This window comes from Pseudomonas benzenivorans, from assembly GCF_024397895.1.
Lineage (GTDB): Bacteria > Pseudomonadota > Gammaproteobacteria > Pseudomonadales > Pseudomonadaceae > Aquipseudomonas > Aquipseudomonas benzenivorans_A.
In genome coordinates this window covers 2,764,789-2,786,402 of the sequence record NZ_CP073346.1, presented here as the reverse complement: position 1 = coordinate 2,786,402, position 21,614 = coordinate 2,764,789, and the positions used below count along the sequence as shown (strand labels likewise).

The following is a 21,614-nucleotide window of genomic DNA, read 5'->3' as shown; positions in this document are numbered from 1 at the left end:
GCACGGCGCTCAGCGCCGGTTAAATTCGATTGTTCGCATGCTCGGTTTCGTTCGCACTAAACATTGACCCGCCGCCAGCAGATCCTAGGGTTCCGGTTTGTAGCCCAGGCGCAGACCGCCCCAGTGGCGGCCCTGGACGCGGATCGGCACCGACAGGTCGTGCATCAGCTCGCCGGTGTCACGCATGTAGGTCTGCAGCAGCAGCGCCTGCTGGTGACTGCCACAGCGGATGCCGGTGCGGTCGTTGAACAGGCGCTTGCTGCGACTGCGCGCGGTGTCCACGGCGCGGTCGCCGGTCGGCGGATGATTGAAGGCGTTGTTGTGGGTCGGCACGTAGCCTTCCGGGGTACTGGCGATGGCGAACACCAGGCCTTCATGGCGGGCCAGCAGGGGCTCCTGGATGGCCGGCAGGACCTGGTCGGCGTAGCCGTCGAAACGGGTCTTGAACTTGGCCGGAAAACTGCCGGCGATCGCCTGGTACTGGCGGTCGAACAGGTCGGCCAGGGCGATGCGTCCGGCCTGGACGTCCGCCTCGAAGCGCGCGGCGATGGCCGCCGCGCCCTCGCGGGCGAGGTCGTAGATGCGCTGGTGGTAGGCGTCCAGGCCGACCTCGGCGAGTTGCTCGCTGACCGCCTCGGCCTGGCCGACCAGCTGCTCGGCGGCGCCGCCGAGCTGACGGGTCTGGCCCTCGCTGGCGCGCACGTCGCCGCGCAGCTGCTCCACCGCGACGAACAGGCTGGCCAGGCGTTCGTGGTTGTTCGCCGTGCCGGCGCTGATCTGCTCCACCTGGCGCTCGACGTCCACCGCCAGCTCGGCGATGCCGTGCAGCTGCGCGCCGGTCTGTTCCACCTGGCGCGCGGCCTGCTCCAGCTCATCGGCCTGACGCTGGATATGGCTGACCACCGCGGCGCTCTGCTGGCGGATATCGGCGACCATCTGGCCGACCTCCTCGGTGGCGCTGGCGGTGCGGGCGGCGAGGTTGCGCACCTCGTCGGCGACCACTGCGAAGCCGCGGCCCTGCTCACCGGCGCGGGCCGCCTCGATGGCCGCGTTGAGCGCCAGCAGGTTGGTCTGGCTGGCGATCGACTGGATCACCTGGGTGACCTGCTCGATCTGCTCGGTGCGCCGGCCGAGGCCGTCGATCAACTCGCGGCTGGCGGCGGTCTGGGCGCTGAGCTGCTGCATGCGCGCTATCGCCTGCTGCACCTCCTGCTGACCGCTGGCGCTGCTCTGGCGCACGGTCTGCGCGGCCGCCAGGGTCTGCTGGGCACGCTGGGCGCTGTCCTGCTCGGTGCCGGTGATGGCTTCGGCGCCCTGGCTCACCTGGTCGATGGCGCCGAGCTGGGACTGCAGCTTGCCCGCCAGTTGCTGCACGGCGTGGGCCACCTGGGCGGCGGACAGGGCGTTGTGACAGGTGTGGCGGGACAGGTTCTGGCTCAGCGCGAAGAAGCCGCCGGCGGCAACAGCCTCCCCTGGCGCGGCCTGCGCCCCGCCGCGCCAGGCGCCGAGCCAGGGCCACAGGCCGAGCAACAGGAGCAGCGGCACGGCGACGTAGGGCGACAACTGCAGGTGCTGTACGACCAGCAGCAGCGTGACCAGGCCCAGGGCATGCAGCAGGCAGGCCCGCGGATGGCGGGTGGCGGCAGAATTCATGGCAGACCTCGTTGTTGTTGTTCTGGCGATGCCAGGCCGAATCGACCGGCCTCGTGGGGCGCCTCGGGACTCTTCCCGGCGGGCCTCGCGTGCGGTCGATTCGAGCATGCCGGGGGCGCCCCGGCCATCGCACTTTGGTCGAACGAGGCTAACCGGAGATGCTGTGTCGGCGGATAAAGCCCTGGTCCAGATGGTCCTTCCAGCGCCCGAACAGCTGGCCGCCGGCGCTCCACTGCTGCCAGCCCATCAGCGCGCCGCCGTCACCGGTGGCCAGCAGCGCCAGGCTGTGGCGCTGCGGCCGGTAGCGGCGCAGTGGCTGACCGCGCAGCACGGCGGCGAGGTTGGCCGCCAGCACCGGGCCCTGGCGCACCGAGTAGACCCCGCTCTTGCGCGCCCCCGGCAGGCTGGCGCAGTCGCCGACGGCGAAGACCCAGGGGTGGGAGTGGCTCTGCAGGGTGGCGCCGATCTGCACGAAGCCGCCCGCGTCGCAGGCCAGATCGCTGTGCCCCAGCCAGGGCAGCGCCCGGGCGCCGCTGGCCAGGAGCAGGCGGCCGCCGCGCCAGACCGGATCCTCGCCGCTGACCAGGCGGTCGCCGTCGATCAGGTCGATCGGGCAATGCTCGCGCACCCGCACCCCGCGCTGGCGCAGGTGTCCCCAGGCGCGCATGTGCAGGCCGGGGTTGTGGCCCTCGAGCAACTGAGCGGAGCAGAACAGCGACAGCTCGGGCACCTGGCCGGCCAGGGCCAGGGCCAGTTCCACCCCGGCCGCGCCGCCCCCGAGGATCGCCAACGGCTGCGGATCGGCCTGCCAGGCGCGCCAGCCGGCGAGAAAGTCGGCGAAGGGCTTGACCGCCAGGGCCTGCATGGCCGCGCCGCGCTGTGGCGGGGCAGCCACCTCGGCGCCAACGTTCAGCGACAGCCAGCGGGTCGCCAGGTGCCGGCCATCGTCGAGGCGAACCTGGCGCTGCTGTGGGTCCAGGCCCTCGGCCTGAGCGACGATCAGCTCGACCTTGGCCGCGCGGCACAGCGGGTCCAGCTCGATGCGGCACTCCTCCGGGCCGAAGCGCTGCGCCAGCAGGCCCGGCAGCATGCCCGAGTACCAGGCCTGGGGGCCGGCGCTGAGCAGGGCGATGCGTCCCGGCGGCCGCTCGACCAGGGCCCAGCGGCGCAGCACGCCGAGGTGGGCGTGGCCGGCGCCAAGCAGGATCAGGTCGTAGTGGTTCATCGGCTAACGGCTCTTCACGGCGGGGCAGACGCAGAGGATGGCGGCAGCAGCGGCCGTCGTGCAAGGCGTATTCAGGGGGCGGCGGGTTGCAGGTGGGGCGCGGCGAAGAAGCTCTCCACCCGCTCGCCGGTGTTGTCGCTGTCGGCGGCGAAGACCACGCCGAGGATGCGCGAAGGCGCACTGCCGAAGGCGGCGATGGCATCGGCGCGCAGGTCGCGGCGCTCCTCCAGCCACTGCCCCAGCGGCGCCTCGGGGCCGCGCAGCACGCGCATCTCGACCTGTTCGGTGTAGGCGCTGCGGGCATGACTGCCCGGCGCCCGGCGGTTGTCCCAGACGTAGCTCAGGGTCGCCGCCGGCAGGCTGGGGTCGTAGAAGGTGCGGGCCAGGCGCAGCTTCTGCCGGGTCAGGAACGGCAGCTCGTCCAGCGGGTAGTCGAGCAGCACGTAGACCCGCGCGGCGTAGTCGTCGCCCTCGCGGGTGGCGAAGCGCGCCTGCTCCAGGCGCCCCTCGCTGCGCCACTGCCAGCTCAGCTGCCAGGGGCGGTCGCCGGGCAGGTCCAAAGGGTGCAGCAGGCCGCCGGCCGCGGCGTCGGCCCGGATGTGCAGCGCCAGGCGGCCGTCCCGCTCGACCAGGCTGCGCTGCGGCGCCTCGAGCTTGGGAATGTCGGCCACCCGCCAGGGCGCCGACCACTCGCCGCCGGGCGGCCCGGCCGTCCAGGGGGTCAGGCGGTTGTCCGCTGCGTCGGCAACGGCCAGGGCCGGCAGCAGGGCCAGGGCCAGCAGCGCCCGGCTCATCCGCGCCGCCAGCCGTGGAAACGCTCGACCCAGCGCAGCAGGGCCTGGGGCGCGTGGGCGCGCTTCCACTCGCCGGCGGCGTACTTGTTGGCCTCGGCAAGGGTCGGGTAGCTGTGGATGGTGCCGAGGATCTTGTTCAGGCCGAGGTTGTGCTTCATCGCCAGCACGTATTCGGCCAGCAGCTCGCCGGCCTGCTCGCCGACGATGCTGACGCCGAGGATGCGGTCCTTGCCCGGCTCGGTGAGCACCTTGACGAAGCCATGGGCGGCCTCGTCGGCGATGGCCCGGTCGAGGTCGTCGATGCCGTAGCGGGTGACCTCGTAGGCCACCCCCTGCTGCCGCGCCTCGCCCTCCGACAGGCCGACCCGCGCCACTTCCGGCGCGGTGAAGGTGCAGTAGGGAATCACCCGGTAGTCGGCCTTGAAGCGCTTGAAGGGAGCGAACAACGCGTTGACCGCGGCGTACCAGGCCTGGTGCGCGGCGACATGGGTGAACTGATAGGGGCCGGTGACGTCGCCCACCGCGTAGATGTTGGGGAAGCGCGTGGCCAGGTACTCGTCGGTTTCCAGGGTGCCGTTGGCGCGCAGCCTGAGGTCCAGTTCCTCGACCCCGTAGCCGCTGACGTTGGCCACCCGGCCGAGGGCCAGCAGCAGGCAGTCGAAGGCGATGGTCACCTGCTCGCCGGTGTCGAGGCGACGGGCGACCATGCGCTGCTCGCCGTCGACCAGCTCGAAGCGCTCGGCCTGGTGCTGCAGGCGCACGTCGACGCCGTCGGCCCGCAGGCTGGCCAGCAGCGCAGCGCTGGCGTCGCTGTCCTCGCGCGGCAGCAGGCGCTCGGCCATTTCCACCTGGATCACCTGGCTGCCCAGGCGCTGGAAGGCCTGGGCCAGCTCGCAGCCGATCGGCCCGCCGCCCAGCACCAGCAGCCAGCGCGGCTGTTCGCGCAGGGTCCAGATATTGTCCGAGGTGTAGGCCTGCACCTGCTCCATGCCGGGAATCTTCGGCACCAGGGGACGGGCGCCGGCGGCGATGATCAGGTTTCGGCTGCTCAGGGTTTCGCCGCCCACCTCGACCGTCCAGGGCGAGGTGATGCGCGCCGCGCCCTGGATCACCTCGACGCCCAGTTCGGTGTAGCGCTCCACCGAGTCGTGGGGGGCGATGTCGCCGATGACCCGCTGCACGCGCTGCATCACCGCGGCGAAGTCCACCTCCCCGCTCACCCCGCGCAGGCCCAGGGCCTCGCCCTTGCGCAGCTCGTGGGCCAGCTTGGCCGAGCGCAACAGCGCCTTGGACGGCACGCAGCCGGTATTCAGGCAGTCGCCGCCCATCTGGTGCTTCTCCACCAGGCTGACCCTGGCCTTCACCGCCGCGGCGATATAGGCGCTGACCAGGCCACCGGCGCCGGCGCCGATCACCAGCAGGTTGCGCTCAAAATGCTTGGGCTTGTGCCAGCCGGCGTAGACCCGGCGCGCCTTGAGCAGGTCCAGCAGCTTGCGCGCCAGCAGCGGGAACAGGCCGAGCAGGACGAAGGCGCCGAGCAGGCCCGGCGAGAGGATGCCGCCCAGGCCCTCGAGCTGGCCCAGCTCGCGGCCGGCGTTCACGTAGACCAGGGTGCCGGGCAGCATGCCGACCTGGCTGACCCACCAGAAGGTGCGCAGCGGCAGGCGGGTCAGGCCCATGGCCAGGTTGATCACGAAGAACGGAAAGATCGGCACCAGGCGCAGGGCGAACAGGTAGAAGGCGCCCTCGCGCTCGATGCCCGCGTCGATGCTCGCCAGGCGCTTGCCGAAGCGGCTCTGCACCCAGTCGCGCAGCACGAAGCGGCTGCTGAGCATGGCCAGGCTGGCGCCCAGGGTGGAGGCGAAGGACACCAGGACGAAGCCCTCGAGCAGGCCGAACAGCGCACCGGCCAGCAGGGTCATCAGCGCCGCGCCCGGCAGCGACAAGGCGGTCACCGCCACATAGGCGAGGAAGTAGAGCCCCGCGGCCTGCCAGGGGTGGGCCGCGACCTGAGCGTTGAGGACCGCCTGCTGGGCCTTGATTGCCTCCAGGTTGAGGTACTGGCCGAGATCGAAGAAGAAGAAGGCGGCGATCAGGGCGCCGATCAGCGCCACCAGCAGCAGTTTGCGAAGGTTCATCCGATGCGTGTCTCCGGTGCACAGCCACTGTGCGGGTTGAGGGTGAAGCCGCCCAGCAGGGCCGCCTGCGGCGGCTCCAGGCCGGCCGCCAGTATGCGTGAACGATAGGACGAGGCCGCCGGGCTGCCCGCGGGCCACTGGCGGTCGAACTCGGCGAGAAAGGCGTGGTGGTCGTAGTGCAGCGCCAGCGCCTCGATATACAGGCCCGCGCGCTCACAGCGGTACAGGGCGTCGGGATGGGGGGTAGTGGCGATGCGGCTGAGCAGGCCGTAGCGACCACCGGCGAAGTTCGACAGGCCGGCCGCGCCGTTGTTGATCAGCGCGCCGCTGCCCAGGTTCAACGCGGCGGCGGCGCAGGTGTGACTGGTGGCCAGCGCCTGCACCCCGGTGGCGGCGAACCAGTCGTCCAGCTGGCGTTGCCGCGCAGGCTCGGCCAGGGCCTCGCGGGCGCAGTCCCAACCGGCCAGGGAACGCTCGTCGCCATGGCTGATCGCCACGCGCCGGCCGCCGACACTCACCAGCGCGCAGGCTGGCCGCGCGGCCAGTTGCGCAGCCAGGCCGGGCAGGCGCTGCACGGTGCGACCGAGTTCGGCCTGGATGGCGTTGGAGCGCTCGACCACGGCGTCGTCGACGCTCATCGGGTAGGCGCAGCCGCAACCGGCACCGCTGTCGGCGCCGCGCCCCAGCTCGGTCTCGACGTTGCCGCGCAGCACCAGGTGCCCCTGCAGGCCCTGCTCGACCGCCTGGAAAACCGCCGGATCGCGGTCGAACCAGTGGGCGTCGCCGTTGAACGCCAGCCGGGCCTGCGGCTCGGCGCGCAGCAGGCGCTGCACGGCAGCCAGGGCCTGGCGGTTGCCGTACAGGCCGCCGACCACGTAGAGGCTGTCGCAGTCGAACAGCGCCTCGCCGGCGAAGGCATCGCGCGGCAGGCGGTAGTCCAGCGGGCAGTCGCGCCCGGCGCGCATCAACCGCGCCCCCGCCACCAGCCGGGCAGCAGATAGCCCAGCACGCACAGCCCCAGGCCGTAGAGGTTGGTGCCCAGCAACAGGGCGTACTTGCCCTCGCCTATTGCCCAGGCCTGGGGAATCCAGCCGAGGGTCAGGGCCAGGCCCAGGGCGATGCCGCACCAGAAGCTCAGGTGAAAACCGAGCCGGGTCGGGCGCACCAGGCCGTGCAGGATGAACACCGGGGCCATGCCGATGACCATGGTGCCGCTGATGGTGGTGGCCTTGAGTATGTCGGTGCCGGCGATCATCGGCAGGTTGCCGAGCAGGGCGAACAGCACCATCACCGCCATGCCCACGCCGATGGCCTTCTGTCCCAGGTCGCGGCCGGCCAGCAGCGGCAGCTCGCGCCCGGCCAGCTTGGCCAGGCTGGAAAAGGTCGAGTCGAGGGTCGAGCCGGCGGCCGAGACCATCACCACGGTCATCACCAGCAGGGCGCCGATGCCCAGGCTCTTGGCCAGCGCCGCCGGCACGTTGTCCGAGGCGGCCAGGCCGCTCAGCTGGGCGTGCACGCCGATCAGGCTGAAGGCGAGGATGGCGACGAAGCCCAGCACCCCGGCGAGGATGAACGAACGGCGCATGGTGCGTTCTTCGCTGATGAAGCCGCGATCGGTCAGCACCGGGTCGTGGAAGCCGTAGCTGAAGATCTGCAGGCCGGCGACCAGCAGCAGATCGACCCCGGCGTCCAGGGCCCAGTGACTGGTACTGGCCAGTTCCGCCGGGGAATGCTGCGGCAGCACCAGGCCGAGCACCCAGACCAGGGCCACGACGAAGATCGCCGCCTGGGCCGCGTCGGTGAGGATGGAGCTGCGCAGGCCGCCGCGCAGGCTGTAGGCCAGGGTCACGGCGGTGAACAGCAGGGCGGCGCCGATGAACTCGGCGCTGCCCGAGTCGCCGTAGTAGCCGCCGACCACCGCGGTGTTGCTCCACACCTCGTTGAACAGTCGGATCAGGATCGCTGCCGAGAACGCCAGGGCCGCGCCGCGGCCGTAGTGACTGCGCAAGAAGCCGACCAGGCTGGTGGCCGCGAAGCGCCGGCGCAGGCGGTAGATGACCAGGCCGGTGAGGGGAATCGACAGCCAGTAGGTGGCGTACGCCAGGCCGCCGACCAGGCCGTAGCTGGCCCCCAGGTTGGCGGCGTTGGTCACCGACTTGGCGAAGATCCAGCTGATGAAGATGCTCGAGGTCAGCAGCCAGGGCGCGGCGCTGCGGCCCTGGCTGTCCTCGCCATTGAAGAAGCCGCCGAGGGTCACCGCGCGGGGCGACAGGGCCACCATCAGCGCACCATAGACCAGCAGAAATCCCCAGAAAAACAGCCCGATCACGCTGCTTCCTTCCATTGCTTACTCCTTAGACCCTAGGGTGCGCTGTGCCCATCTACCGTGACCTGTACGGGTGCCCACGACGCACCCTGCTCGAACGGGGCTAATCATTGAGGGCACCGCCGCAGCTCGAGCCCTGGCCGGCGGTGCAGGCGAAACAGTGGTCGCGGGTGACGATCGGGTTGCCGTCCAGCTGGCCGTCGAGCAGGTCACGCAGGTGCGCCCGCTCGCGGCCGATCAGCTGGCCCTGCAACTGCAGCGGCAACTCGAGCATCTGGTTGAAGTCGCAGTCGTACAGGTAGCCCTGCCAGTCGACGCTGACCAGGCTGCGGCACATCAGGCCCTCGAGGTTCTCGGGGCGATAGCTGTCGCGCAGCAGCTGCATGTAGTCGTTGAATTGCCCCTTGCTGACCAGGGTGCTGCCGAAGCGGGCGATCGGCTGGTTGGTGATGGTCAGCAGGTGGTTGAAGTGGATGCCGAAATCCTCGAGCAGGTGACGCTTGTAGTCGGCCTCCAGCGCCGCCTGGGGTGGCGGTAGCCGCGGTCCCTGGGGGTTGTACACCAGGTTGAGGATCAACTCGCTGCCATCCTGGCCATAGCCCAGGGCATTGAGCCGCTGCAGGCCCTTGATGCTGGCGTCGAACACGCCGTCGCCACGCTGCTTGTCGACGTTGTCTCGCGAGTAGCACGGCAAGGAGGCGGTGACTTCGACGCCCTGCTCGGCGAGAAACTCGGCCAGGTCCTCGTAGCCGGGCTCGCCGAGGATGGTCAGGTTGCAGCGGTCGATCACCCGCAGGCCTTCGCGGCGCGCATGGACGACGATCTCGCGAAAGCGCGGATGCATCTCCGGGGCGCCGCCGGTGAGGTCGAGGGTGTGCACCGGATGGGCGTCGATGACCCGATGCAGCAGGGCCAGGCTCTCGTCGGTCATGGCCTCGGTGCGGGTCGGCCCGGCGTTGACGTGGCAGTGCAGGCAGCGCTGGTTGCAGCGGTAGGTCAGGTTGATCTGCAGGGCTTCCAGATGGCCGCGGCGGATCGCCGGAAAGGCCAGCTGGTCGAGCAAAGGGAGCATGGCGCGCACGGGAAACTCCAAGGCAAATGTGGAATATAGAGGAGCAGCCCGCGGATTTGTTACAGATTGGCCGGGTTCTGTTGAGCTTTGTTATACGAATCTTCAACACGCATGCCAGGATGCACCAGCCAACCCACCCGTGAGGCCCTCCATGGCACGCCTGAGCCTGTTCTTTCTCGCCGGATTTCTGGCCGTCATCTGCTTTCACCAGCCGCTGCTCGGCCTGCTGCACAGCTACGAGGTCGTGCCGTTCGCACCCTTCAACCGCGCGCCCACCTGGCCGCTCGGCCTGCCGGCGTGGCTGTCCGCGGCCTTCTGGGGCGGGCTCTGGGGCACGCTGATGCTGGCCCTGCTGGGCTGGCGCAGCGACCAGCCGCAGCCCTGGCTCAAGGCACTGCTGTTCGGCGGCATCGCCCTGACCACAGTGGCCCTGGCGCTGGTGTTTCCGCTCAAGGGCCTGGGCTTCGACCTGCGCCAGCTGCCAGGGCGCTTCTTCATCGGCTTCCTGCTCAACGGCGCCTGGGGCCTGGGCACCCCGGTGTTCGCCCGCAGCCTGCTGCGCTAGGCGAACGGCGGACAAAAAAAGACCCGCCGCAGCGGGTCTTTACTCACCGGCGGGTTCAGGCCAGTTCGTCGAAGCACTCCTTGATGATCGCCAGCCCCTTGTCCAGCTGGGCATCCGGCGCGGTGACCGGTACCAGCACGCGCAGCACGTTGCCGTAGGTGCCGCAGGACAGCAGGATCAGGCCCTTGTCCCGCGCCTTGGCGACGACCTGTCCGACCAGGGCGGCATTGGGCTTGTGCAGGTCGCCGTCCTCGAACACCTCCACGGCGATCATCGAGCCCAGGGCGCGCACGTCGCCGATCGACTTGTGCTTGGCCTGGATGGCCTTCAGGCCGCCGACCAGGCGCTCGCCGACCGCCTTGGAGCGCTCCAGCAGGTGTTCCTCGTCGAACACCTGCATCACCGCCAGGGCCGCGGCGCAGGCGATCGGGCTGCCGGCATAGGTGCCGCCCAGGCCGCCCGGGGCGATGGCATCCATGTACTCGGCCTTGCCGCACACCCCGGCCAGGGGGAAGCCGCCGGCGATGGACTTGGCGAAGGTGGTCAGGTCGGCGGCCACGCCCATCTGCTCCATGGCGAAGAAGGTACCGGTACGCCCGGCGCCGGTCTGCACCTCGTCGGCGATCAGCAGGATGCCGTGCTGCTCGCACAGCGCGCGCAGGCGCTGCATGAAATCCTTGGGTGCGACGTAGAAACCGCCCTCGCCCTGCACCGGCTCGATGATGATGGCGGCGATGTCGCGGGGCTCGGCGTCGTTCTTGAAGATGCGCTCGATGCTGGCCATGGCGTCATCGCTGCTGACCCCGTGCAGCGCGCAGGGGTACTGGGCGCGGTACACGCCGCCGGGCATCAGGCCCATGCCGGCCGAGTAGGGTGCCACCTTGCCGGTCAGCGACAGGGTCATCATGGTGCGGCCGTGGTAGCCGCCGGTGAAGGCGATCACCCCGGCGCGGCCGGTGGCGGCGCGGGCGATCTTCACCGCGTTCTCCACCGCCTCGGAGCCGGTGGTGACCAGCAGGGTCTTCTTGGCGAAATCGCCCGGCACCCGCGCGGCGACCTGCTCGCAGACCTCGACGTAGGGCTCGTAGGCCAGCACCTGGAAGCAGGTGTGGCTGAGCTTGGTCAGCTGCTCCTGCACCGCGGCGATGATCTTCGGATGCAGGTGGCCGGTGTTGAGCACCGCGATGCCGCCGGCGAAGTCGATGAACTCGCGGCCCTCGACGTCGGTGACCGTGGCGTTCTCCGCGCGGTCGGCGAAGATCGGGTGGATCTGGCCCACGCCCCGGGGAACGGCGGCAGTACGGCGTTGCATCAGCGATTCGTTGGTCTTGCTCATAAGGTCCTCATTCACCGCTCATCGTGCGGCGTGGTCCAAGGATGGGGCAGCCGGGTTACAGGCGCGGCAGCATACGATGATCGACTGCCGCGGCGCTCTCGGCCACCGGGGTTAGTGGTTTACCAGACCGGCACCTGACCCCGTCAGGGGCCGGGTACCGGCAACGCCAACGTGGGCACCTGCCGCACGGCGGCCCGCGGGCGGGCCGGGGAACAGCATAGTCGGCCGTGGCCGCTGTGCAGCGCCTCGGGTGCCGCCCGCGTTTCGGCGATCAGATACCCAGGCAGAGGTACTTGATCTCCAGGTAGTCCTCGATGCCGTACTTCGAGCCTTCGCGGCCCAGGCCGGAGGCCTTGACCCCGCCGAACGGCGCCACCTCGTTGGAGATCAGCCCGGTGTTGATGCCGACCATGCCGTACTCCAGGGCCTCGGCCACGCGGAACACCCGACCCAGGTCGCGGGCGTAGAAGTAGGAGGCCAGGCCGAACTCGGTGTCGTTGGACATGGCGATCACATCGGCCTCGTCCTTGAAGCGGAACAGCGGCGCCAGCGGACCGAAGGTCTCCTCCTTGGCCACCGCGGCATTCATCGGCACGTCGGTGAGGATGGTCGGCTCGAAGAAGCTGCCGCCCAGGCTGTGCGGCTTGCCGCCGGTGAGCAGCTTGGCGCCCTTGCCCAGGGCATCGGCGATGTGCTCCTGGACCTTGGCCACGGCCTTGTCGTCGATCAGCGGGCCGGTGGTGACGCCCTCTTCCAGGCCGTTGCCGATCTGCAGCTTGGCCACCGCGGCGGCCAGTTTCTCGGCGAAGGCATCGTAGACCGCGTCCTGCACATAGATGCGGTTGGCGCAGACGCAGGTCTGGCCGTTGTTGCGGTACTTGGAGATCAGCGCGCCTTCCACTGCTTTATCCAGGTCGGCATCGTCGAAGACGATGAAGGGCGCGTTGCCGCCCAGCTCCAGCGACACCTTCTTGATGTCCTTGGCGCACTCGGCCATCAGCTGGCGGCCGATCTCGGTAGAGCCGGTGAAGCTCAGCTTGCGCACGATGGGGTTGCTGGTCAGCTCGCCGCCGACTTCGCCGGCGCTGCCGGTGACAACACTGAGCACACCCTTGGGGATGCCGGCGCGCTCGGCCAGGGCGACCAGGGCCAGGGCGGAGAACGGGGTCTGCGAGGCCGGCTTGATGACCATGGTGCAGCCGGCGGCCAGGGCCGGGCCGGCCTTGCGGGTGATCATCGCCGCCGGGAAGTTCCACGGGGTGATGGCGGCAGTGACGCCGATCGGCTGCTTGAGCACGATCAGGCGCTTGTCCGGCTGGTGGCCGGGAATCACGTCGCCGTAGACGCGCTTGGCCTCCTCGGCGAACCACTCGATAAAGGAGGCGGCATAGGCGATCTCGCCCTTGGCCTCGGCCAGCGGCTTGCCCTGCTCCAGGGTCATCAGGCGGCCGAGGTCGTCCTGGTTCTCCATCAGCAGCTCGAACCAGCGGCGCAGCTTGTTGGCCCGCTCCTTGGCAGTCAGCGCGCGCCAGGCCGGCAGCGCACGGTCGGCGGCCTCGATGGCGCGGCGGGTTTCGGCGGCGCCCATCTTCGGCACGCTGCCGAGTATCTCGCCGGTGGCGGGGTTGTTGACCTTGATGGTCTGGCCGCTGTCCGCGTCGAGCCACTGGCCATCGATATAGGCTTGCTGGCGGAACAGTTGGGTGTCTTTCAGTTGCATGGCAGTCTCCTTCAAGTCCCGACACCCGGGCGTCGGACGGTCGTTGCAGGCGTCACGGGGCAGTGCCCGTCGAATGATTAAGTGCTCGCGCGGCCGCGTGCTGTCGGCACCAGCGGCCCATGCAGAGTTCGAACGACAGGCGGTGCGCAGAGTTCCGCACAGTTTCGATCTCGGCGTTTGAAATCTCAAACGAATCCTAGGCAGGTCAGGGGTAAAGGGCAATAGCCTGTTCGAAAAAATTAACGAGGCATAGCACCAGCTGGCAACGGCTCCTGAGGCCAGCTTCAGTCCAGGACGCTCGTGCAGAATCGCGAACATCGCGCCGGCATGGACGCCCGCCGGCGAGATGCGTATGATTGCGCCCGCATTGCATCCGTAGCTCAGCTGGATAGAGTACTGCCCTCCGAAGGCAGGGGTCGTGGGTTCGAATCCCGCCGGGTGCGCCATATAAAACAAGGGCTCAGGTGAAAACCTGGGCCCTTTTTTTGCCTTCAGATAATGGCGGCGTATCGCTGCCAGGAACACGCCCCGCCGAATGCGCAGCCCTAGGGCGTGGCCTGCCAAGCAGATCCCGGGCGCTTGAGCATTGGGCAGCCCCGCATGCCGGGAAGAACGACGCCAGGCCCGCGCGCTGGTTGCGAACGGACTGCCGGCGGTGGCCTGGGCGGCGCGCGCGCCCGCTCAGCCTTGCTCCTGAACCGGCACCCCACTAGCGGGGTAGGCCTGCCAGGCCATGCCAAGCAGTATCAGCGCGGCCCCGGCGCAGGCCATGGCAGATGGCGCCTGCTGAAACCACAGTGCTTGCAGCAGCAAGGCGAACAAGCTGCCCATGTAGCTGTAGGCGACTACCGTGGCAGGTGGCAGGCTGTGGATGGCGCGATGCAACAGCCAGAACGTCACCAGGGTGGCGCTGATCGCCAGATAGACGATCCAGCCGAGATCGGCCGCAGTCATCCATTGCAGGCTCTGCCAGCGTTGTCCAGGCAGGCTCAGCAGCGCCAGCAGCACACCGCCGCCCAGCAGGTTGCCGCAGGCAAGCGAGGCGGCGCTGCGCTGCTCGCCCAACCAGGGTTTCAGACGCAGGGTAAGCGGCGCGTAAAGCGCCAGCGCCAGGCAACCGAGCCCATAAAGGCCGTAGGCGTAGGCGTCGAAGCGGGCCTGGTCGAGCGCCAACAGCGCCAGCGCGCCGCTTGCGGCCAGCAGGTTTGGCCAGAGTCGCCCCAGCACCGGGATGCCCAGCAGAAGGCGCTCGCAGCCAAGCGTGAGCAGCGGCACCGTGACAAACAGCATGGCGATATCCAGTGTCCCGGTATGTTTGAGCGCTTCAAACATGCTGGCGAAATGGGCCGCCAGCAATCCGCCGAGCAATGCGTGAACCGCCAAGGCCCGCGCGCCTATTCGGCGCCGTCGCCGCCACAGCAGGGGCAGGAACAGCAGGCCCGACAGTAAAAGACGCAAGGCAATCAGGGGCAGTGCATCCAGATCCGATCCGAGCTCGGCGACCGCGAAGAATGACAACGCCACCAGCAACGCCCAGAGCAACATGCTGAGATGGGCGTTCAACATGGAGCGGATTCCGCGCGGGTAATAGCCGCGGCCTGACACAAGCCTAACGACCGGTTGAAAATGTTTCCTTGCCTCATCTGTAACGCCCTTATGTGCTTGGCTTCAGCCAATAAATGAGTACCACCGAAAGCACGCCGATTTCCGCGGCGGATTGCCGAGCACACAGCCCTCGACGCCATACGCCTTGGGCTGGCATTTCAGCGGATTACTTTGAGGTTTCGCTAAAAGGGGCAGGCGCGCTCGACCCAGGTCGATGCCAGACGCATCCGGGTACGGATGAATGCATTCGCGCCAGTTCTTACGAAAAGATCGGGACTCAAGACGGTGCGAGGCCCTCGGCTGTCAAAGCCCGCAACACCAGCGACTGGAAGTGCTCAATCAACCACTCGACAGATGACGGTCCATTTGACGGCGGGCAGTCCGGCGCACCATCGAGCATGGCAATCAGTGCATGAACCACGGCCAATTCATTGCACACGGCGAACAGCCTTCGGCGCATACCCTCGCGGATCATTTCAGCCAGCAAGTCGTGATATCGCTCACGCACGGCACTGATATGTTGCTGCTGGGCAAGACTCAGACTGCGAAACTCAAACTGGCTTAGCGCCGCGCCCAAACGGTTGGCCAGGAGAAAGCGGATGTAGCACTCGACGTAATCGCGCACAGCCTGGCGCGGGTCGTCGCCCTGCCCCGTGCGCCTGCGCAGCACATACAGCAACTCCTCCTCATGGTCTTCGATCAACTCATAGAGCAGGGCTTGTTTACTGTCTATATGGTTATAAAGTGAGCCGGCCTGCAGGCCGATCGCGCTCGCCAACTTGCGCACGCTGACGCCGCTAAAGCCCTGAGTTACAAAAAGCTCCAGGGCTATCAAGCGCAGCTGTTCACTGGCGGGTGTAACCGACGATACCGGTTGATAACTGAGGCTCGCGGAGGACACTCGATCTAACTGTTGCATGGGCTTTACCTCTGTACGCTATCACCCGCCGAATCGCCGGGGCGCCATTGGTACCCCGCGCGATAGACCGGTTCTTTTCGTCGTCTCTAGATGTCGCCCTCCCGGCGACAGGCACTTGGGCGTCCGACGGGCCAATGCGCTGCCCGACACCAGCTTGGTTCATGCGATTGCCCCGGTAAGGGCGACGAGACGGCAACACGCTCTACTTTCCCTGGAGCGGCTCGGCAGGCACCTGCGCGGTATACCAGTCGGCGATTTGGGTCCCGGTCATGAAACAGACTTGCGGGGACCGCTGCAGCAGGTCGAGCATCCGTTCGAAGTAGGCGAAGCGGTGGGGCACCCCCATCAGATGCGGATGCAGCCCCAGGGCGAGGACACGGGGCTGGGTCAGCGACTCGTGCTCAAACAGCGCCAGGGTAGTGGCGAGACGCTCGAAAAACTCCGGCGACGAGTGCTTCTCCACGGCGTAGATAACCGAGTCGTTCAACTCGAGGTTGTACGGAACCGAGAGCAACGGTCCCTGGCGAGTGGACATCCATGCCGGCAGGTCATCGAGCACCCAATCGAAGACGTGATCGATGCCGGCCTGCTTCAGCAGCTCCGGCGTCTCCTCCGTTTCACGCAGGCCGGGGCTCAGCCAGCCACGCGGACGGGTGCCGGTAAAGGCCTCGATCTTGTCCAGCGCGCCCTGGATGATCCCCGCCTCGTTCTGTTCGTCCTGAACCCCACGCTGATGAATACCATGCCCGATAAACTCCCAACCCGCGTTCAGCAAGGCTTCCGCCGCCCGGGGATAGGCGTCTATGACGCTGGCATTGAAGCTGGTCGAGGCCCGAATCCCTCGGCTCTGAAGGGCCTCGATCATGCGTGGAAGCCCACAACGCATGCCGTACTCGACCCAGGAGAAGTTCGGAATGTCCGGAACCGACTGCCGCCCATGGGGCGGGGTGAGGAGTGTGCGCGGCATGGCCTGGTCGAAGCACCAGTGCTCAACGTTGACCACAACGTGCACCATGATGGAGCCCGAGGCCGGCGCGCAGAGCGCTGGCCGGTCGAGGGGCATTGCGTAGGGAACTCTTGGATTGGCCACGAGCTTAAGTCTCTAGAATGCTGGACCGTGACGGTCCCGGTTAGCGTTAGGGCAGCCTTCAGCGCCCTGCAAATCTGGGTTCCCGGCGCTCGGCAAAGGCCTGGCGCCCTTCAGCGTAGTCCTCGCTGCGAAAGCACAGCTCCACCTGCCGGGCAATGGCGTCCGCGGCAACGGCTGGCACCTCGACATGCGCGGCACTGCGAATCGCCAGTTTCGCCGCGCGCAAGGACAGGGGCGCGTTGGCCGCGACCCGGCCAATCAGGGCCTCGACGGCCTCATCGAACCCCTCGGTGTCCAGGGCCCGATGCACCAGACCACTCTCTTGGGCCTCTGCCGCGCTGTAATCCCGGGCGGAGAAGAACAGCTCCGTGGCCTGCGCCGGACCGAGAATGCTGACGGCACGCTGCATGCCGCGCAGTGCGTAGCCGAGCCCCAGGCGCGCAGCCGGCATGCGGAATTTCGCGGTCGTCGTCGCGTAGCGCAGGTCACATGACAGCGCCAGACCGATACCGCCGCCGAAGCAGTACCCCTCGATCACGGCGATGACCGGATGCACACAGTCCTGCAGGGCGGTCTGCGCACGATCGACCGCCTCGTCATAGGCCTTTACCGCCTCGTCGCTGGAGCGCAGCGTCGCGAACTCGCTGATGTCAGCGCCGGAGACGAAGGCCCGGCCGCCCTCCCCGCGCAAGACGATCAGGTGGACATCGGTTCGCTCGTTCAGCTCCGTGACGATATCGCCGAGTCTGCGCCACATCGCCAACGACATGGCGTTGTGCCGCAGCGGATTGCAGATGTCGACCCGCGCGATCCTGCCGTCCAGGTTCAGGTTGATCGTTCCCGGTTCCATCTATACGACTCCCAGCTCGCGCAGCTCAAGCCGATGCTCATGGCCGTAGCCGAGCTCGGTCAGAATCTCGTCGGTATGCTCGCCCCAGCCCGGCGCCGCAGAGGCGATCGCACTTTCCGTGCGCTCCAGACGAACCGGCTGAGTCACCACGCGGCGCGGCTCCCCGGTTTCCGCGATCACCTCTTTGACCACGCCCAGGTGTTGAACCTGAGGATCTTCGAACATCTCCGGAACCGTATAAACCGGCCCGGCCGGCACACCCGCCTTGTTCAGCAGGTCGACCCAGTGCGCTACCGAGTGTTCGGCGAACACCTGCTGGAGCTGCCCATTGAGCTTCGCGCGGTTCTTGACCCTGAGCTTTTCATTGGCATAGTCCGGGTCTTCCAACCAGCCCGGCAGGGACAGCGCAGCGCACAGCCGTTGCCAGCTACCCTCCCCCGAAGCGCCCAGGTTGAAGGAGCCGTCGGTGGCCGCGAACAGCCCCATGGGACTGCTCGTCGGGTGATCGTTGCCGACCTGCCGGGGGATGTCGCCCTCGTTCAAGAAGCGCGCCGCCTGGAAGTCCATCATCGCAATCATGGTGTGCAGCAGGGAGGTATGGACCCACTGCCCCTCGCCGGAGACTTCCCGCTCGAGCAGCGCGATGAAGATGCCCAGCGCCGAGTAGAGACCGGCGGCGGAATCGGCCACGGCCAGGCCGGCGCGGACCGGCCCCTGCTCGGGGAAGCCGGTGACGGACATGATCCCGCCCATGCCCTGGACGATCTGGTCGAACCCCGGGCGCCGCGCATACGGGCCACTCTGGCCAAAGCCGGAAATGCTCGCCAGGATGATCCGTGGGTTGATCGCACGCAGCGACTCGTAGTCGACACCGAGGCGCGCCTTCACGTCCGGGCGCCAGTTTTCCACCACGACATCCGCGTCCTTCACCAGACGCCGGAATACCTCGAGGCCTTCCGGCTTCTTCAGGTTCAGCGTCAGCGAGCGCTTGTTGCGGTTGAGGTTCTGGAAGTCGCCGCCGAGTCGATCGGCCGCGAACATGCCCTCGTTCGGGTCGACCCCCTTGGGCGGCTCGATGCGGATCACATCCGCGCCGAAGTCCGCCAGCATGCGCACGCAGGTCGGGCCGGCTCTGACGCGCGAAAGATCGAGGACACGAAACCTGGAGAGGGCGTTGGAAGAGCTGATCTTGGCCATGATTACCTCTTGATACTTATCCGAGTGGAACTGCCGTCGTGGGTCAGCGGCAGCGGGGCAAATCCATTTGCACCGAACAGGTCTCGTTCGACCCGATAGGCAAATGCCAGCAGGCTGGTCTCGCTAAACGGACGACCGATCGCTTGCACCGAAACTGGCCGGCCGAACGCATCGGTACCGACCGGAAACACGATTGAGGGGAAGCCGAGGTAGTTGACGAATGGCATCAGGCGGTACAGCGAAGCCAGCGCGCGGCCGTTGAAGCGCGGCGACTGGGTGTGCACCTCGTCCCAGTTGGGCACGCCGTCGGGCAGTGCCGGCATGAGCAGGATGTCGGCCGCCTGGAAGTACTCGGCCACAAGCCGCTTCGCCCACTGCGCGCGGCTCGCCAGCGCTTCGGCATACCAGACCGCCGGCATCGCGATGCCGGGCAGGGCAATCGCGCGCACCATGGGGCCAAGATCTGCCGGCGGCTGTTTCAGCCGTGGCAGGTGCACCTGTGCGGCCTCCACATGCAGCAGGGTCTCGGCGTACCCGGTCAGCTCCTTGAGCCACGGCGCGGCACGCGGGGTGGCCTGCCACGTCGCGGGCAGGTGCTGGATGAACTCGTGGAGCACCCCCAGCACATCCTCGCGCACCGGTGTGGCATCGAAGCAGTAGCGAAGCCGCGGGGATGGACTCGCCAGCAAGGCGTCCTCGAGCCGCTCGGGGCTGCCCAGCGCATCGCGCAGCCCCCGCAGCCCCCGCGTCGCGGTGACGGCGAGCAGGTGGGCAGCATCCGCGGCCGAGCGCGCAATCACCCCGACCGTATCCAGGCTGGGCGCCAGGGGAAAGACGCCACTGCTCGGAATCAGTCCCCGAGTGGGCTTGAGCCCCAGCACACCGCAGGTCGCCGCGGGGATACGCACCGAGCCGGCGGTATCGGTGCCGAGCGAGGCGTAACACAGCCCCGCCGCGACGGCGACCGCAGAGCCGCTGGACGAGCCGCCGACCGCGGCGGCCTGGTCGAGCGGATTGACCGGTTCATCGGCCTGCTCGCTCTGCCCCGTGGCACCACAGGCGTACTCCGCCATGCACAGGGAGGCCAGTTCGCTGGCGCCGGCGGCATCCAGTCGGGTCAAGGCCGCTGCGCTCAAGGCACGCCGGCTCACCGGCGGAGGCTGCTTGTGGCCACAGGTTGCCGGTCTGTCGACGCGGTGGAAGATGTCCTTGTGAGCCAGGCCGACGCCCTCCAGAAGCCGCTGGGGCCCGGCGCCATGACCGGCAGAGTCGGTGGCTCGCCTACGCCCCGGGTCGGGTCGGTCATGAATGGTGGTGACACACCTGAACTTCGCTGCATTCAGGCGCAGGTGCGCCACCTGCGCCTGCAGCGCTTCGTCCACGGTGAACTGCCCGGCCGCCAGCGCCTTGCGCAGGCCGGTCAGGGTCACCGGCAGTACGTCGCTGCTCATAAGCCCGCCCGCCCTGAACTCGCATGGCCGATCAGCTCATCCGCGCCCGGCGAGCCGCCGGAGTCGAATATCCGCGACAGCCTGGCGATGACCTTGCCGACCACCTCCAGCTCCTGGGGAGACAGGGGCACATCCAAGGTGGCGAACGCCCGCTCGACAGGGGGCTCCGCGGGAACCAGCCGATCGGCCCTGCTGGCGGCCTCCTGCAGCTGCTCAACGCCGTCCGCCAGCGCCCGTGACAGGCTCTTGAAGTGCTGGCCGAGGAAAGTCCGCTCCTGTTCGGTCATCGGTACGTCTGCGGTTATGGGCGCTTTCATTTTTCCCTCCGTACGAAAACCAGGACCAGCACGGTCGCGATGATCTGAAGCGTCGCCACCGCATACAGTCCGGAGGCAAAGCTGCCGCTGGCAGTCTTGAGAGAACCCATCAGATAGGGCGCGGCAAACCCCGCCAGGTTGCCGACGGAGTTGACCAGGGCGATCCCGCCGGCCGCGGCGGTACCGGTCAGGAATGCCGCGGGCAACGACCAGAACACCGGAAACGCCGCAAGAATGCCGATGGCTGAAAGCGACAGCGCACACAGCGCGGCCAGCGAGCTGCCCAAGCAGACACCCGTAAGAAACAGACCGAGACCCGCAAGAGCAGTCGCGCACGCGCAATGCATTCGGCGCTCACCGGTTCTGTCGGAGTGAAAGCCACTCCAGAGCATCGCGCCGGTACCGAGAATGAACGGGATCGAGGACAGCAGGCCGATTTGCAGCGTACTGTCGATCCCGAACTCCTTGATGATCGAGGTTGACCAGAATGCGATGGTGGCATTGCCGCTGACGATGCAGAAATAGATGGCCGCGCACAGCCACACCCGCGGGTTGGCAAAGGCCGCCTTCAGCGACGAATGCTTGCCCGCCGCCTGGTTTTCCTCCTCGAGGGCAGCCGCCACCGCGCGCTTCTGCGCCTCGCTCAGCCATTTGGCGTTCGCAGGCTTTTCCGGCAGGTAGTACAGGGCGGCAATGCCGGCAAGAACCGAGGGGGCTCCCTCGATCAGGAACAGCCACTGCCAACTGGTGAAGCGCCCCACCCCCTCCATGCCACTCATGATCAGCCCGGCCAGGGGCCCGCCGATCACCCCGGCCACGGCAAAGGACGTCATGAACAGGCCATTGATCGAGGCCCGCCGACGCGCCGGGAACCAGTAGGTGAGGTAGAGGATCACGCCGGGGAAGAAACCGGCCTCGAATACGCCCAGAAAGAACCGCGCCAGGTAAAACTGCCCGGGCGTTGTCACATAGGCCATCGCCATGGAGGTGAGCCCCCAGAGAATGGCGATGCGCGCCAGGGTCCGGCGTGCGCCGATCTTCTCCAGCAGCAGGTTGCTGGGCACCTCGAAGAGGAAATAACCGATAAAGAAGATACCCGCCCCAAGGCCGTAGACCGCTTCGCTGAACTGCAGGTCATCGAGCATCTGCAGTTTGGCGAAACCGACGTTTACGCGGTCGATCCACGCAAGCAGGAACAAGAGCGCCAGGAATGGAATGAGCCGCAGGGCAATCTTGCGGTAGGTCGCCTCCATCGAAACGGCTGGTTCGACGGTACTCGCGGACGGATCTGAACCCATGGTAGTCGCCATAGCCATGGCTGCCTCCTGTAGCGGAATGCATCAAACCATGAACCTG

The 21,614-nt window shown here is 67.8% G+C and carries 18 protein-coding genes and 1 tRNA gene; 2 read left to right on the top strand and 17 right to left on the bottom strand.

The genetic code is table 11. From position 1 onward, the window contains the following. Window positions 1–84: 84 nt before the first annotated feature. The 7 genes from KDW96_RS13010 to arsS all read right to left on the bottom strand — a co-directional run bounded on the left by KDW96_RS13010 (window position 85) and on the right by arsS (window position 9,208). A complete protein-coding gene (locus tag KDW96_RS13010) occupies window positions 85–1,653 on the bottom strand; it encodes a methyl-accepting chemotaxis protein (RefSeq protein WP_255836676.1) in 1,569 nt (522 codons plus the stop codon). Window positions 1,654–1,801: 148 nt separating this feature from the next. Beyond that, window positions 1,802–2,878 (bottom strand): FAD-dependent oxidoreductase, encoded by a 1,077-nt coding sequence (locus tag KDW96_RS13005; RefSeq protein WP_255836675.1) that lies wholly within the window; start codon window positions 2,876–2,878, stop codon window positions 1,802–1,804. Window positions 2,879–2,949: 71 nt separating this feature from the next. Continuing rightward, window positions 2,950–3,672, bottom strand: a complete 723-nt coding sequence (locus KDW96_RS13000; RefSeq protein ID WP_255836674.1) for a DUF3047 domain-containing protein — start codon at window positions 3,670–3,672, stop codon at window positions 2,950–2,952. Then, window positions 3,669–5,810: a dihydrolipoyl dehydrogenase family protein gene (locus tag KDW96_RS12995; RefSeq protein WP_255836673.1), complete on the bottom strand. Its 2,142-nt coding sequence runs from the start codon at window positions 5,808–5,810 to the stop codon at window positions 3,669–3,671. Before KDW96_RS12995 ends, KDW96_RS13000 begins: the two co-directional genes overlap by 4 nt. Further along, window positions 5,807–6,775, bottom strand: coding sequence for a hypothetical protein (locus KDW96_RS12990; RefSeq protein ID WP_255836672.1), 969 nt, complete (start codon window positions 6,773–6,775; stop codon window positions 5,807–5,809). The genes KDW96_RS12995 and KDW96_RS12990 overlap by 4 nt, the downstream gene beginning before the upstream one ends. Continuing rightward, a complete protein-coding gene (locus KDW96_RS12985) occupies window positions 6,775–8,154 on the bottom strand; it encodes an SLC5/6 family protein (protein ID WP_255836671.1) in 1,380 nt (459 codons plus the stop codon). The genes KDW96_RS12990 and KDW96_RS12985 overlap by 1 nt, the downstream gene beginning before the upstream one ends. A gap of 85 nt (window positions 8,155–8,239) precedes the next feature. Further along, a complete protein-coding gene (gene arsS, locus KDW96_RS12980; protein WP_255840522.1) occupies window positions 8,240–9,208 on the bottom strand; it encodes an arsenosugar biosynthesis radical SAM (seleno)protein ArsS in 969 nt (322 codons plus the stop codon). Between the two features lie 151 nt (window positions 9,209–9,359). Between arsS and KDW96_RS12975 the strand changes: the two genes are divergently transcribed. Beyond that, a complete protein-coding gene (locus tag KDW96_RS12975) occupies window positions 9,360–9,773 on the top strand; it encodes a hypothetical protein (RefSeq protein ID WP_255836670.1) in 414 nt (137 codons plus the stop codon). Between the two features lie 55 nt (window positions 9,774–9,828). Here the strand turns inward: KDW96_RS12975 and gabT are convergent, their stop codons facing one another. Together gabT and gabD are read right to left on the bottom strand one after the other, a co-directional pair. Beyond that, window positions 9,829–11,109 carry a 4-aminobutyrate--2-oxoglutarate transaminase gene (gene gabT / locus KDW96_RS12970; protein WP_255836669.1) on the bottom strand — a complete coding sequence of 427 codons (1,281 nt, stop codon included), beginning with the start codon at window positions 11,107–11,109 and terminating at the stop codon, window positions 9,829–9,831. 271 nt (window positions 11,110–11,380) lie between these two features. Continuing rightward, window positions 11,381–12,829 carry an NADP-dependent succinate-semialdehyde dehydrogenase gene (gabD, locus tag KDW96_RS12965; protein WP_255836668.1) on the bottom strand — a complete coding sequence of 483 codons (1,449 nt, stop codon included), beginning with the start codon at window positions 12,827–12,829 and terminating at the stop codon, window positions 11,381–11,383. 369 nt (window positions 12,830–13,198) lie between these two features. On the opposite strand from gabD, the gene KDW96_RS12960 reads away from it, so the two are divergent. Further along, window positions 13,199–13,275: transfer RNA gene (locus KDW96_RS12960), tRNA-Arg, on the top strand. 235 nt (window positions 13,276–13,510) lie between these two features. On the opposite strand, the gene KDW96_RS12955 is transcribed toward KDW96_RS12960, so the two are convergent. The 8 genes from KDW96_RS12955 to KDW96_RS12920 all read right to left on the bottom strand — a co-directional run bounded on the left by KDW96_RS12955 (window position 13,511) and on the right by KDW96_RS12920 (window position 21,574). Next, window positions 13,511–14,395, bottom strand: a complete 885-nt coding sequence (locus KDW96_RS12955) for an EamA family transporter (protein ID WP_255836667.1) — start codon at window positions 14,393–14,395, stop codon at window positions 13,511–13,513. Window positions 14,396–14,711: 316 nt separating this feature from the next. Beyond that, a complete protein-coding gene (locus tag KDW96_RS12950) occupies window positions 14,712–15,353 on the bottom strand; it encodes a TetR/AcrR family transcriptional regulator (RefSeq protein ID WP_255836666.1) in 642 nt (213 codons plus the stop codon). Window positions 15,354–15,555: 202 nt separating this feature from the next. Further along, window positions 15,556–16,416 carry a polysaccharide deacetylase family protein gene (locus KDW96_RS12945; RefSeq protein WP_255836665.1) on the bottom strand — a complete coding sequence of 287 codons (861 nt, stop codon included), beginning with the start codon at window positions 16,414–16,416 and terminating at the stop codon, window positions 15,556–15,558. 85 nt (window positions 16,417–16,501) lie between these two features. Continuing rightward, complete coding sequence (locus tag KDW96_RS12940) at window positions 16,502–17,293, bottom strand: enoyl-CoA hydratase (protein ID WP_255836664.1); 792 nt, start codon at window positions 17,291–17,293, stop codon at window positions 16,502–16,504. Further along, window positions 17,294–18,490 carry a CaiB/BaiF CoA transferase family protein gene (locus KDW96_RS12935; RefSeq protein WP_255836663.1) on the bottom strand — a complete coding sequence of 399 codons (1,197 nt, stop codon included), beginning with the start codon at window positions 18,488–18,490 and terminating at the stop codon, window positions 17,294–17,296. It lies immediately after the preceding gene. Window positions 18,491–18,492: 2 nt separating this feature from the next. Next, a complete protein-coding gene (locus tag KDW96_RS12930) occupies window positions 18,493–19,941 on the bottom strand; it encodes an amidase (RefSeq protein WP_255836662.1) in 1,449 nt (482 codons plus the stop codon). Beyond that, the gene (locus KDW96_RS12925; RefSeq protein WP_255836661.1) at window positions 19,938–20,258 is read right to left on the bottom strand and encodes a hypothetical protein; all 321 of its coding nucleotides are present in this window, start codon (window positions 20,256–20,258) and stop codon (window positions 19,938–19,940) included. Before KDW96_RS12925 ends, KDW96_RS12930 begins: the two co-directional genes overlap by 4 nt. After that, window positions 20,255–21,574 (bottom strand): MFS transporter, encoded by a 1,320-nt coding sequence (locus tag KDW96_RS12920; protein WP_255836660.1) that lies wholly within the window; start codon window positions 21,572–21,574, stop codon window positions 20,255–20,257. The genes KDW96_RS12925 and KDW96_RS12920 overlap by 4 nt, the downstream gene beginning before the upstream one ends. Window positions 21,575–21,614: the final 40 nt, after the last annotated feature.

Bases quoted from the DNA above. Each gene is read 5' to 3' on its own strand.
- gabT (WP_255836669.1), bottom strand. From the start codon at position 11,109: ATGAGCAAGACCAACGAATCGCTGATGCAACGCCGTACTGCCGCCGTT.
- KDW96_RS13010 (WP_255836676.1), bottom strand. From the start codon at position 1,653: ATGAATTCTGCCGCCACCCGCCATCCGCGGGCCTGCCTGCTGCATGCC.
- KDW96_RS12975 (WP_255836670.1), top strand. From the start codon at position 9,360: ATGGCACGCCTGAGCCTGTTCTTTCTCGCCGGATTTCTGGCCGTCATC.
- KDW96_RS12950 (WP_255836666.1), bottom strand. From the start codon at position 15,353: ATGCAACAGTTAGATCGAGTGTCCTCCGCGAGCCTCAGTTATCAACCG.
- KDW96_RS12985 (WP_255836671.1), bottom strand. From the start codon at position 8,154: ATGGAAGGAAGCAGCGTGATCGGGCTGTTTTTCTGGGGATTTCTGCTG.
- gabD (WP_255836668.1), bottom strand. From the start codon at position 12,829: ATGCAACTGAAAGACACCCAACTGTTCCGCCAGCAAGCCTATATCGAT.
- KDW96_RS12930 (WP_255836662.1), bottom strand. From the start codon at position 19,941: ATGAGCAGCGACGTACTGCCGGTGACCCTGACCGGCCTGCGCAAGGCG.
- KDW96_RS13000 (WP_255836674.1), bottom strand. From the start codon at position 3,672: ATGAGCCGGGCGCTGCTGGCCCTGGCCCTGCTGCCGGCCCTGGCCGTT.
- KDW96_RS12920 (WP_255836660.1), bottom strand. From the start codon at position 21,574: ATGGCTATGGCGACTACCATGGGTTCAGATCCGTCCGCGAGTACCGTC.
- KDW96_RS12945 (WP_255836665.1), bottom strand. From the start codon at position 16,416: ATGCCCCTCGACCGGCCAGCGCTCTGCGCGCCGGCCTCGGGCTCCATC.
- arsS (WP_255840522.1), bottom strand. From the start codon at position 9,208: ATGCTCCCTTTGCTCGACCAGCTGGCCTTTCCGGCGATCCGCCGCGGC.
- KDW96_RS12935 (WP_255836663.1), bottom strand. From the start codon at position 18,490: ATGGCCAAGATCAGCTCTTCCAACGCCCTCTCCAGGTTTCGTGTCCTC.
- KDW96_RS12955 (WP_255836667.1), bottom strand. From the start codon at position 14,395: ATGTTGAACGCCCATCTCAGCATGTTGCTCTGGGCGTTGCTGGTGGCG.
- KDW96_RS12995 (WP_255836673.1), bottom strand. From the start codon at position 5,810: ATGAACCTTCGCAAACTGCTGCTGGTGGCGCTGATCGGCGCCCTGATC.
- KDW96_RS12925 (WP_255836661.1), bottom strand. From the start codon at position 20,258: ATGAAAGCGCCCATAACCGCAGACGTACCGATGACCGAACAGGAGCGG.
- KDW96_RS12940 (WP_255836664.1), bottom strand. From the start codon at position 17,293: ATGGAACCGGGAACGATCAACCTGAACCTGGACGGCAGGATCGCGCGG.
- KDW96_RS12990 (WP_255836672.1), bottom strand. From the start codon at position 6,775: ATGCGCGCCGGGCGCGACTGCCCGCTGGACTACCGCCTGCCGCGCGAT.
- KDW96_RS13005 (WP_255836675.1), bottom strand. From the start codon at position 2,878: ATGAACCACTACGACCTGATCCTGCTTGGCGCCGGCCACGCCCACCTC.